This is a genomic window from Roseinatronobacter sp. NSM, assembly GCF_052379845.1.
GTDB lineage: Bacteria > Pseudomonadota > Alphaproteobacteria > Rhodobacterales > Rhodobacteraceae > Roseinatronobacter.
The window spans coordinates 24,424-36,053 of record NZ_JBQTCF010000015.1 but is presented as its reverse complement, the minus strand read 5'-3'; the positions used below and the strand labels follow the sequence as shown (position 1 = coordinate 36,053).

General features: G+C 59.0%; 12 protein-coding genes. 7 read left to right on the top strand and 5 right to left on the bottom strand.

Annotation, left to right across the window (positions count from 1 at the left end):
• Nucleotides 1–1,920 carry an ATP-dependent zinc metalloprotease FtsH gene (ftsH, locus tag ACTZWY_RS09880; protein ID WP_444790534.1) on the top strand — a complete coding sequence of 640 codons (1,920 nt, stop codon included), beginning with the start codon at nucleotides 1–3 and terminating at the stop codon, nucleotides 1,918–1,920.
• A 384-nt stretch (nucleotides 1,921–2,304) separates the two neighbouring features.
• Here the strand turns inward: ftsH and ACTZWY_RS09875 are convergent, their stop codons facing one another.
• Nucleotides 2,305–2,970, bottom strand: a complete 666-nt coding sequence (locus tag ACTZWY_RS09875) for a GntR family transcriptional regulator (RefSeq protein ID WP_444790533.1) — start codon at nucleotides 2,968–2,970, stop codon at nucleotides 2,305–2,307.
• Nucleotides 2,971–3,125: 155 nt separating this feature from the next.
• Between ACTZWY_RS09875 and ACTZWY_RS09870 the strand changes: the two genes are divergently transcribed.
• The 6 genes from ACTZWY_RS09870 to ACTZWY_RS09845 all read left to right on the top strand — a co-directional run bounded on the left by ACTZWY_RS09870 (nucleotide 3,126) and on the right by ACTZWY_RS09845 (nucleotide 8,197).
• Nucleotides 3,126–3,650 (top strand): CoxG family protein, encoded by a 525-nt coding sequence (locus ACTZWY_RS09870; protein ID WP_444790532.1) that lies wholly within the window; start codon nucleotides 3,126–3,128, stop codon nucleotides 3,648–3,650.
• Between the two features lie 78 nt (nucleotides 3,651–3,728).
• The gene (locus ACTZWY_RS09865) at nucleotides 3,729–4,898 is read left to right on the top strand and encodes an alpha-hydroxy acid oxidase (RefSeq protein WP_444790531.1); all 1,170 of its coding nucleotides are present in this window, start codon (nucleotides 3,729–3,731) and stop codon (nucleotides 4,896–4,898) included.
• A 172-nt stretch (nucleotides 4,899–5,070) separates the two neighbouring features.
• Nucleotides 5,071–5,685, top strand: a complete 615-nt coding sequence (locus tag ACTZWY_RS09860) for a 50S ribosomal protein L25/general stress protein Ctc (protein ID WP_444790530.1) — start codon at nucleotides 5,071–5,073, stop codon at nucleotides 5,683–5,685.
• Nucleotides 5,686–6,001: 316 nt separating this feature from the next.
• Nucleotides 6,002–6,706, top strand: a complete 705-nt coding sequence (gene pth / locus ACTZWY_RS09855) for an aminoacyl-tRNA hydrolase (protein ID WP_444790529.1) — start codon at nucleotides 6,002–6,004, stop codon at nucleotides 6,704–6,706.
• A complete protein-coding gene (locus tag ACTZWY_RS09850; protein ID WP_444790528.1) occupies nucleotides 6,703–7,746 on the top strand; it encodes a DUF2332 domain-containing protein in 1,044 nt (347 codons plus the stop codon). Before pth ends, ACTZWY_RS09850 begins: the two co-directional genes overlap by 4 nt.
• 67 nt (nucleotides 7,747–7,813) lie before the next feature.
• Nucleotides 7,814–8,197: a DUF2237 family protein gene (locus ACTZWY_RS09845; protein ID WP_444790527.1), complete on the top strand. Its 384-nt coding sequence runs from the start codon at nucleotides 7,814–7,816 to the stop codon at nucleotides 8,195–8,197.
• A 70-nt stretch (nucleotides 8,198–8,267) separates the two neighbouring features.
• On the opposite strand, the gene ACTZWY_RS09840 is transcribed toward ACTZWY_RS09845, so the two are convergent.
• The 4 genes from ACTZWY_RS09840 to ACTZWY_RS09825 all read right to left on the bottom strand — a co-directional run bounded on the left by ACTZWY_RS09840 (nucleotide 8,268) and on the right by ACTZWY_RS09825 (nucleotide 11,592).
• Nucleotides 8,268–8,777 (bottom strand): helix-turn-helix transcriptional regulator, encoded by a 510-nt coding sequence (locus ACTZWY_RS09840; protein WP_444790526.1) that lies wholly within the window; start codon nucleotides 8,775–8,777, stop codon nucleotides 8,268–8,270.
• 55 nt (nucleotides 8,778–8,832) lie between these two features.
• Nucleotides 8,833–9,204, bottom strand: a complete 372-nt coding sequence (locus ACTZWY_RS09835) for a hypothetical protein (protein ID WP_444790525.1) — start codon at nucleotides 9,202–9,204, stop codon at nucleotides 8,833–8,835.
• Between the two features lie 506 nt (nucleotides 9,205–9,710).
• Nucleotides 9,711–10,937, bottom strand: coding sequence for a tryptophan synthase subunit beta (gene trpB, locus ACTZWY_RS09830; protein ID WP_444790524.1), 1,227 nt, complete (start codon nucleotides 10,935–10,937; stop codon nucleotides 9,711–9,713).
• A 70-nt stretch (nucleotides 10,938–11,007) separates the two neighbouring features.
• Complete coding sequence (locus ACTZWY_RS09825) at nucleotides 11,008–11,592, bottom strand: retropepsin-like aspartic protease family protein (RefSeq protein ID WP_444790523.1); 585 nt, start codon at nucleotides 11,590–11,592, stop codon at nucleotides 11,008–11,010.
• Nucleotides 11,593–11,630: the final 38 nt, after the last annotated feature.

Sequence of the window (11,630 nt, the reverse complement as noted above, 5' to 3'; positions counted from 1 at the left end):
GTGGGTAATGCACGGAATTTCGCTTTCTGGATCGTGCTGTTCTTGCTGATGATCATGCTTTTCAACATGTTCAGCAACAATCAAGGCACATCTTCAGCGCGCAGTGTTAATTATTCTGATTTCGTGCAACGCGTCGATTCGGGCGCTGTCAGCCGGGTTACGATTGATGGCGAACGCATTGTTTTTGTGGGCAGCGATGGGCAGCAATATTCAACTGTGCGCCCCGATGACACCGGCCTGACGCAACGCTTGCTGGACGCCGGCATCCCGGTCGAGGCACGTCCGCAACAGCAATCGGGCTTCTTGTCCACGCTTATGCTGTGGCTGCCGTTCCTGTTGCTGATCGGTGTGTGGATCTATTTCATGAACCGCATGCAAGGGGGCGGCAAGGGTGGCGCAATGGGGTTTGGCAAATCCAAGGCCAAACTGCTGACCGAAAAAAGCGGGCGCGTCACATTTGATGATGTCGCAGGCATTGACGAAGCCAAGGACGAGTTGGAAGAAATTGTTGAATTCCTGCGCCAGCCGCAGAAATTCAGCCGTCTGGGTGGCAAAATCCCCAAAGGCGCGCTTCTGGTCGGCCCTCCGGGCACGGGTAAAACGCTTCTTGCGCGCGCCATCGCGGGCGAAGCGGGCGTGCCCTTCTTCACCATCTCGGGGTCGGATTTCGTGGAAATGTTCGTGGGTGTCGGTGCCAGCCGTGTGCGCGACATGTTCGAGCAGGCCAAGAAAAACGCACCTTGCATCGTGTTCATTGATGAAATTGACGCCGTGGGCCGGTCGCGTGGCGTGGGCTATGGCGGCGGCAATGACGAACGCGAACAGACGCTGAACCAGTTGCTTGTGGAAATGGACGGGTTTGAAGCCAACGAAGGCATCATCATCGTCGCCGCCACCAACCGCCCCGATGTGCTGGACCCCGCGCTGTTGCGGCCGGGCCGGTTTGACCGTCAGGTGCAGGTGCCCAACCCCGATATCAAGGGGCGCGAACGTATCCTGGGCGTGCATGCGCGCAAGGTGCCACTGGGGCCGAATGTCGACCTGCGCATCATCGCACGCGGCACACCGGGCTTCTCGGGCGCTGATCTGGCGAACCTGGTCAATGAATCCGCATTGATGGCCGCGCGGTCCAACCGCCGCTTCGTCACGATGGAGGACTTTGAGTCTGCCAAGGACAAGGTCATGATGGGCGCGGAACGTCGGTCCATGGTCATGTCGGAAGATGAAAAGAAACTGACCGCCTATCATGAGGCCGGCCATGCTGTCGTCGGCCTGCATGTCCCCGAACATGACCCTATCCACAAGGCAACCATCATCCCGCGCGGCCGTGCGCTGGGTCTGGTTCTGTCGCTGCCCGAACGCGACCAGTTGTCGGTCAGCTACCGCAAATACAAATCCAAGATCGCCATGGCGATGGGCGGGCGCGTGGCCGAGGAACTGACCTTTGGTGAAGATGCGGTCACATCCGGTGCGGCAAGCGACATTCAGCAAGTCACCAAGATTGCGCGCGCCATGGTCACCCAATTCGGCTTTGACCCCGAACTGGGTTATGTCGATTATGCCAATGAACAGCAAAGCTATCTTGGCAATTATGGTGGCGGGTCGAACCATTCCAGCATGACCCAGAAGATGATTGACGACAAAGTGCGCCAACTGGTTCAGGAAGGCTATGATACCGCCAAGCGCATTCTGACCGATCACGCTGATGAGCTGGAAAACCTTGCGCAAGGCCTGCTGGAATATGAAACGCTGACAGGGCCGGAAATTACCCGTGTCATGCGCGGTGAACCGCTGAACCGCGGCGATGACGACGCCGACAGCACCGGCAGCGGCACCCCCTCGGTTGCGGCGATTCCCAAAACGCGCGGCCGCAAGCGCGGTGACGAAGATGGCGGGATGGAGCCGGAACCTTCGGCATAAACGCCAATAACATCACGCGAAGCCCCGGCCATGTGCCGGGGCTTTGTCGTTCGGCGCCCGTGCCTTGCGATGAGCATATATGGCGATGGCTGAGTATGGCCTTTTGCCGACGTTCGCCCTTGGACAAAGCCCGCGCTGTCGGCGGGCCGGGGTCTGCCGATCCGACGTTTTAGGAATGCAGTTTATGCAGGCGGCATACTCCTGAGTTCAAAGGCTTGGCGTGGAACTGGCGAAATCGGCAGGCCGCGGGACGGCCCACCGATGGCGCGGCGGCCTGCGGCCTTTGCTCCGCGCCTTGGGGCATTCCCGGTGTCCGCAAAAGGCCAGATGCGACTGCAACAGAATGCTCACCCAAATACGATACCACACCCGACGGGCTGAATATCACGCCTGCAAATGCCGCAACCCCTGGGTCACATCCGTGCGCAGCGCCAGCCGCAAGGCCGCATCATCACCCGCGCGCAGTGCTTCCAGAATCATGCGGTGGTGTGGCGGCGCAGTGGTGCGCTGCAACCGCGTATAAAGCGCGCGCATGGTGGGGCCAAGCTGCAGCCATACGGTTTCCAGCAACCCCAGCATGGCAGGGCTTTGGGCGCGCAGATACAAGGTGCGGTGAAATTCCAGATTGGTGCGGATATACTCCACCGGGTCGCGGCGATTGACAGCGCGCGCATTGGCGTCATTGATCACCTCCATCCGGTCAATCAGCGCCAGATGCGCGCGCCGCAACGCACGGCTGCCAAGTTCCGGTTCCAGAAGCGCCCGGATTGAGGCCAGTTCCTCTATGCGTTCATTGCTTAGCTCCGGCGTGGTCACCCGCCCCGAGGCCGACAGCGTCAACGCCCCTTCTGCCGAGAGGCGGCGCACGGATTCGCGCGCGGGCGTCATACTGACCCCGAAGGATTTGCCAATCCCGCGCAAAGTCAGTGCATGTCCGGGCGGCAATTCCCCATGCATGATCTGCTGGCGCAACCCGCGATACACCCTGTCATGCGCCGACAAGGGCGCAGCTTCGGACACAACGGACGGGCGCAGAACGGATTTTTGCATGTCCGAATTGTGATCACAAAATGCCCATGGCGTCAATCCACCCCATGCGAGCAGACACGCGATAAGACCAAGGTCGATACGACCAAAGCCTGATTCCCGGTTTTGCGCATATGCCGTAAGGTGCGACAAGGATTTGGCAAACAGGGACAGACCACATGCAAATGACAGACACCCGGCAGATCGACGCCCCCGCCCACCGCGTCTGGGACGCCCTGTTTGACGCAGATGTGCTGAAGGCCTGTGTGCCGGGCTGTCAGGAACTGGCAGGCACGCCCGAACACGGGTTTGAAGCAGTGGTTGTGCAAAAAGTGGGGCCTGTCAAGGCAACCTTCAAAGGGGTGGTCACCATGCAGGATATGGTCCCCGGCGAAAGCTGCACCCTTGTGGGCGAAGGCAAAGGCGGCGCGGCCGGTTTTGCCAAAGGTCAGGCGCGCGTGCGGCTGGAACCAACGCCAACTGGCGCGACATTGCTGCATTACGACGTTGATGCCAGTGTCGGCGGCAAGCTTGCCCAACTTGGAAGCCGCATTGTGGACGGGTTTGCCCGCCGAATGGCCGCAGATTTCTTCACCCGCTTTCAGGAACAGGTCGAAGGGCCGGCAGCGCCCGCCGACACGCCCCCCACCGACGATGACACCGCGCAGCACCGCAAGGGCTGGGTGAAACGCATTCTGGGCTAGCGTCATCAACCTGTCGCGCTGCTTGCGCGCCCCCCGACACTCAGGTAATTAATTCTTACCAATTTGAAGGGGGCCGCCATGCCGGTAATTACCAATATCGAGGATCTGCGCCGCATCTATGAAAAACGCACCCCGCGCATGTTTTACGATTACGCCGAATCCGGCAGTTGGAGCGAGCAGACCTTTCGGGAGAATATCAGCGATTTTCGCCATATCCGCCTGAAGCAGCGCGTGGCCGTTGATATGTCGGGCCGCAGCACGGCATCAACCATGATCGGACAGGATGTGTCCATGCCCGTGGCGCTGGCACCCGTGGGCCTGACGGGCATGCAATCCGCCGATGGCGAAATCAAGGCCGCGCGCGCAGCAGAAGCGTTTGGCGTGCCCTTCACCCTGTCCACCATGTCCATCTGTTCCATCGAGGATGTGGCCGAACATACCACCAAACCCTTCTGGTTTCAGGTCTATACCCTGAAGGATGACGATTTCATGCGCCGCCTTATTGAACGGGCGCGCGCGGCGCAATGTTCGGCCATTGTGGTGACGGTGGATTTGCAGGTTCTGGGCCAACGCCACAAGGACCTGAAAAACGGATTGTCCGCGCCCCCCAAACTGACCCCCGGATCCATTGCCAATATGATGACCAAAATTCCCTGGGGGCTGGAAATGCTGGGCACCAAGCGGCGCTTCTTTGGCAATATCGTGGGCCATGCCAAGGGCGTGACCGACCCATCTTCCTTGTCGACATGGACAGCAGAAGCGTTCGACATCTCGCTGGATTGGGCGCGCATCGCACAATTGAAGGACTGGTGGGGCGGCAAGCTGATCGTCAAGGGGATTATGGACCCCGAAGACGCCCGCCGCGCCGCAGATATTGGCGCAGATGCCATCATCGTGTCCAACCATGGCGGGCGCCAGCTGGATGGGGCGGTCAGTTCCATACGCATGTTGCCCGCAATCATGGACGCGGTGGGCGACAAGGTGGAAGTGCATCTTGATAGCGGCATTCGCTGCGGTCAGGATGTGCTCAAGGCGCTGGCGCTGGGGGCGCGGGGCACCTATATCGGGCGGGCCTTCACCTATGGGCTGGGCGCGATGGGACAGGCCGGTGTCACACGCGCGCTTGAAATCATCCATAAGGAACTGGATATCACCATGGCGCTGTGTGGGGAAACCGATGTGCGCAATCTGGGACCACAGAACCTGTATGTGCCCCAGGGTTTCGGCGACCCGACCATTTTGTTGTAGCGCCGTTTGCAGCGCAGATACGGGCAAACCGGCTTCGCTGTTGCAGGCGGGTGTTGCGGCAATAGCGGCCTTTTTCCCTTTTCAACAGGCCGAATCTGCCCTATAGCCGCCTGACTTATGGCCCGCACCCTTGGAGGCGGGCATTTCAACTTGTAACATATGGAGAATTCCAATGGCTGGTGAGATCCCGGATCTTTTGGCCGAGGTACGGACGGGGACAGGCAAGGGGGCCGCTCGTCAAGCTCGTCGTGAGCATAAAGTACCCGGTATTGTTTATGGGGGCGGTTCCGACCCGCTGCCTGTGAATTTCAACTACCATTACCTGATCAAGCAGCTGAAAGCAGGCCGTTTCCTGTCAACACTGTTCAACCTGAAGGTTGAAGGTCAGGACGATGTGCGCGTCATTTGCCGTGGCATTCAGCGCCATGTCGTCAATGGCCTGCCGGAACATGTGGACCTGATGCGCCTGCGTCGCACAAGCCGTATCAACCTGTTTATTCCGGTTGAATTCATCAACCACGAAAAATGCGTGGGCCTGAAACGCGGTGGCATGCTGACTGTTGTGCGCCCGGAAGTGGAACTGAATGTGCTGGCCGGGGACATCCCCGAGAAACTGGTTTTCGACCTTGAGGGTCTGAAAATCGGTGACACCATCACCATCTCGGCCATCACCCTGCCCGATGGAACGAAACCCACAATCGACCGCGATTTCGTGATTGCAAACATCGCAGCACCGCGCGCGCTGGTCGCATCCGACAATGAAGAAGACGCGGCTGCTGAAGAATAAGGCAGCGTTGACATCTGGATGACATTTCCGAGGCACCTGCAAAGGTGCCTCGTTTTTCATTGTGGCCAGAACGCCCACCACCAAGGGCCTGGCATTGCCCAAAACAGCAGGGGCCATCACGATAATCTGACTGGTGCACAGCTGCAGCAACAGCCAGTTTCCCTTGAAAAGCCATACATCTGCCGATTTCTGAATTAAGATATTTGCAGGAGTATCTCTGCTAATTCAGAAGATACGGAACAAACAATCGCGCAGTGACCGCTTTTCACAAACGCGATGAGCTATTATGCTGCACTGCATATAGGGGAACTGTCGCATGAAACTATTTGTTGGTCTGGGCAATCCTGGGGCAAAATACGCTGCAAACCGGCATAATATCGGCTTCATGGCGCTTGATCGTATTGCCAGCCAGCACGGATTCGCGCCATGGCGCACGAAATTTCAGGGCGAACTGGCCGAAGGGCGGCTGGGACAGGAAAACGTGATCTTGCTGAAACCCGGCACATTCATGAACCTTTCGGGGCAATCTGTCGGCGAAGTGATGCGGTTTTACAAACTGGAACTGGCCGATCTGGTGGTGTTCCACGATGAACTGGACCTTGCGCCGGGCAAACTGCGCCTGAAACAGGGGGGCGGTCATGCAGGGCATAACGGGTTGCGGTCCATCCACGCCCATGCAGGGTCGGAATATGCGCGCGTGCGACTGGGCATCGGTCATCCCGGCCATAAGGACCGCGTTTCGGCCTATGTCCTGTCAGATTTCGTAAAATCTGATCAGGACTGGCTGGACCCGCTTCTTGCGGGCATCGCAGATGGCGCGGTGGCGTTGGCGGCAGGGGATAACGCGCGCTTTTCCAATATGGTTGCGCAGCGCACATCCCCGCCACGCAGTGGTCCTGCCATCAGCCCCAAACCAATTGCGCCAAAACCCACCGCACCGCGCAATTTCGCGCCAAAGGATACGCCCGAACCCACCGACGGACGCACGCCCCTGCAAAGGTTGATGGACCGCTTCAAATGACATTCCGGGATCATGCGCGCCGTCAGGCCGCAGCTTGCGCCGCGCTCGGCTCTCCTTTGACGGGGCGGGTGCTGGGGCTGGTGGCCGACCGGCTGACACCGGGGCGCGCAGTCGCAGACAGGGTGCTGCACTGGCCCGCACACCGCCTGCACCCCGATGCGGTGGCCTTGCGTCTGGCGGGCGCATTGCATCATCTTGTGCTGGGCGGGCAGGCCCCGATACTGGCGCGCTTGTATAACGCCCCCGACACAGTGCCCGACATCCAGCTTTGGCGCGCGATCGAGGCTGTTTTCCGCCTGAATGAGTCTGCCATCCTTGCGACACTGGACCATGCGCCCCAGACCAACGAACTGCGCCGGTCCAGTGTCATCATTGCCGCGGCACAATGGCTGACGGCAGCGTTTGGTCGGCCATTGGTGCTGTCGGAACTGGGCAGCAGTGCGGGGTTGAACCTGATCTGGGACCATTACGCCCTGCATATTGACGGCCAGCATCATGGGCCAACCGATGCGGCACTGACGCTGGCCCCCGACTGGCACGGCGCCCCCCCGCCCATGGTCCGGCCAGTCATTCGGGCGCGCGAAGGGGTCGATCTGAACCCGCTTGACCCGGTGACAGACCGTCTGCGCCTGCTCAGCTATATCTGGGCGGACCAGCGCGACCGGCTGGACCGGACCAGCCACGCATTGGACCTTGCCGCAAATCTGCGCCCGCAGATTACGCGCGGATGCGCGATTGACTGGCTGGAACACCGCCTGTCGCGCCCCCTGCCCCAGTCACTTCATCTAGTGTATCATACCATCATGTGGCAATATATGGGGACGAACCTGCAGGAACGTGGTCAAGCGCTGTTGGCGCGCGCGGGTGCAAAACTGCGCAAGGATGAACCGCTTGCGCATTTGTCCATGGAAGATGACGGCGCCGGACCGGGTGCGAAGCTTACGCTTGAACTTTGGCCCTCGGGGGAGTGTATTGATTTGGGGCGCGCGGATTATCACGGCGCATGGGTGGATTGGCGCGCGCCAGCCCTGCCAGTTTAGCCCATCATATGCCCTTCGGGCCAACGCTTAGACGCCCCACGAAAAGGCATCACTCAGGGAGAAGGTCATGACAGTTCGGATGGAACCATCGTTGAATGTGCTGGGCGGCACGCTGGAGCACTGCTCGCACGACCCGGTGACAGGGTTTTTCAGAAACGGGTCATGCGATACCTGCGCGCAGGATCAGGGGCGCCATACCGTCTGCGCCAGAATGACAGCTGAATTTCTGGCCTATTCCAAATATCTGGGCAATGACCTGTCCACCCCGCGCCCGGAGTTTGATTTTCCGGGCCTGAAGCCCGGCGATTACTGGTGCCTATGTGCCGCGCGTTTTCTGCAGGCGCATGAAGAAAACGTTGCCCCGCTGGTGCGGCTGCGATCGACACATCAGCACAGCTTGCAAATTGTGCCGCTTTTCGTGCTTCAGAAATATGCCACCGACTTGGAATAGCAAGTGTGGCGCGCCCCAAACCCTTGCGATTACAATAGTTTTGCGCGCAAGGCCGCATAGCGGCAGTGCGTTATTTCTGGCCGGTCTGGTGGTGGGGGGCGGCGTCAACGATTAGGTCGTCAATGAACAGGCTTAGCAACTGACCACGCCCATTTACCTGCGCCTTGCGGTAGATGGCATTGGTCTGTGCCTTAACGGTCCCTTCAGAGGTGCTGCGAAAGGTTGCGATTTCGTGAATGCTGAACCCCTTGAGCACGAAAAACGCCACGTCGCGTTCGGCAGGCGTCAGGCCCCATTCAGCGAAGCGCTGTTCCATCAGGTCAATGAACGCGCCTGACGCGCGCTGCAACCGTGCTTCGGCGCGCCCCAGCTTGATCTGGGATTGCGCCAGCAGGGTCCCGGACATGACCAAGCCGATGATCAGCGCGACTGCGGCGCCAATTTCCATCATCTCGCGCAACTTCCAGTCGATGGGCTGGCGTTCGATTCCCAAAAGGGAAATCGCTATATCACTGATAAAGAACAGCGCGCCGATTGCCTGAATACAGACCATGATCAGGATAACAAATTTTGGTGTCACCGCGCATCCCCCTTCACGGGCGTCGCAAGGGCGACCAACTGACTGGGGCTAAATGTCATTCGAACGGCCCCCTGATCCCGGACAGGTCGTCGTCATCCAGCATGGTGCCCCCGCGCGGCATCGCGTCACTGGTGCGATGAGGAATGTCATTTGGTGAAAATTCAACAGCATAGTCGCGCAAAATCTGACCAGATGACAGGTCAATCACCACTTCACGCCATACCGGCCCCGAAGATGCCACAACGCGCACCCGCCCCAGCAGCGTGCGCGTCATCGATTCAACTGAATAGCCCTGCCCCAGCAGCGCATCGCGCACCATATCCGGGGTAATGCGCACGCGCGCGTCATCTTGCGCCCGCGCAGGCGCCGCGCCCGCAAGGACCACACACAGCGTGAAAATACTGACATAAAGCGGCAGTGCAGGCATTTGCGCGCAATCTCCGTCGCCCAACAGCAATAATCGACCGCCACAGCATGTTTCATGCAGTCGTGGTCACAGGACATGCGTCAATCAAGTGATCTGGCATGTTCGCGAAGCTCAAAACAAGGTTCCGGTTTTGGGCAACATCCTTCAGGCAGAAACACCCGCACCCAACAGCACATGCCGCCGGGTGCGGGGGCACTCTTAACACTGGTTACGCAAGCAAAAGCCAGCTGGTTAAAAACACGCCACCCGGTTTCCCGATAAGGCGCACCGTCATATCGACTTAAATCAGCCCGCTACTTTTACAACGCATACATCGACCACTCTTTACAACTGATTACCCGTTGGGCTGAAACAAATAACTTCTGGCCTTGCGGGCTGGAACTCAGCGCACTCGGACAACAAGCTGCCGGGGCGATTCAATAATTGCACCCGGCACCAAAGCGCTACCCCGCCGCAAAAGGTTAATCCATTGTTAAAGGGTTTATATCTGGGCCATAAACTATAGTTTATGCACCCATATCAAAGCCCAGATGCTTGGCTACTGTGAAGATATCCTTGTCGCCGCGCCCACACATATTCATGACCAGCAGATGGTCTGCAGGCAGGTCCGGCGCGATTTTCAGAACATGCGCCAAGGCGTGGCTGGGTTCCAGCGCGGGAATGATCCCCTCCAGCGCGCAACAGGTCTGGAAGGCGGACAGCGCCTCGGCATCGGTGATCGAGACATATTGCGCGCGTCCCATATCCTTCAGCCAGGCATGTTCCGGCCCAATACCGGGGTAATCCAGCCCTGCTGAAATGGAATGCCCTTCCAGAATCTGACCATTGTCATCTTGCAGCAGATAGGTGCGGTTGCCATGCAGCACACCGGGGCGTCCCCCTGTCAGGCTTGCGCAATGCTCCATGCGGTCATCAACACCGCGCCCACCAGCCTCGACCCCGATGATATTGACCGACTTATCGTCCAGGAACGGATAGAACAGGCCCATCGCATTGGACCCGCCGCCAATGGCGGCAATGATGGTATCGGGCAAGCGCCCTTCGCGCTCCATCAGCTGTTCGCGGGTTTCCTTGCCGATGATCGACTGGAAATCGCGCACCATCGCCGGATAGGGATGCGGGCCTGCCACCGTGCCAATGCAATAAAACGTGTCATGCACATTGGTGACCCAATCGCGCAGCGCGTCATTCATGGCATCTTTCAATGTGCCGCGCCCGGATTTGACGGGCACCACCTCGGCGCCCAACAGGCGCATACGGAACACATTCGGGGCCTGACGTTCCACATCATGTGCCCCCATATAGACCACACATTGCAACCCGAAGCGCGCGCAAACTGTCGCGGTCGCAACCCCATGCTGCCCCGCGCCCGTTTCCGCGATGATGCGGGATTTGCCCATGCGCATGGCCAGCAGGATCTGACCCAGAACATTGTTGATCTTATGCGCGCCAGTGTGGTTCAACTCATCGCGTTTAAGATAGATTTTCGCACCGCCGCAATGTTCGGTCAGGCGCTCGGCATAATACAAGGGCGACGGGCGGCCCACATAATGCTTCCAAAGGTCATCCATCTGCGCCCAGAAACTGTCATCAGTTTTCGCGCGTTCATATTCGGCTTCCAGTTCCAGAATCAGCGGCATCAGGGTTTCCGAAACGAAACGGCCACCATAAATGCCGAACCGTCCCTGTTCGTCCGGGCCAGTCATGAAAGAGTTGATCAGATCATCAGGCATGCGCGTTTCCTCAATCGGTTTTCGAGATGAGTCCTAGCGCTGCGCGCCTGTCCAGACAAGCACATCTCGCCTATCTTTCCAGAATCAGCCGCTCGCCTTCGATGGAAATGCGCGCATAGCGGCGCAAATACCCCATTCCCAACAGCGACACATCCAACTGGCCCTCATTCACGAAGGCGGGCACCTGCGTATCGCGGATTTCCAGATCACCCTGCGCAAGGATCACTTCATCCAGACTGACCCGCGCCAGCCCCACAGTGCCATTGGCCGTGCGCGCCTGCCCCAGATAGGCCAGCGTATCCGGTGCCAGCCCCACCTTCTGGGCATCAGCGCGCGACAAGACCAGATCGGACGCGCCCGTATCAATGATAAATCGGACGGGTTCGGAATTGACCTGCAAATCCAGATGGAAATGCCCGTCCCGCGCGGCGCGCAGCACAATCGCCCCATCCCCGGTGACAGATACGCGATTGGTCTGGCCGATATCCTGCCACAGTCCATAGCCCGCAGCCACGCCCACAAAAATAAGCCCCCACAACAGCGCGTGGCGCAATGTCTGGCCAATATTTTGCTGACGCGCGATCAGGAAATACCCGATCAGAACGGTGCCCCAGACCCCGAGATACACCATCCGTGCAATCTGATCACTGTCCATGCGGCCCCTCGTTGTGCGTGCCCCTTATATTTGGGGGG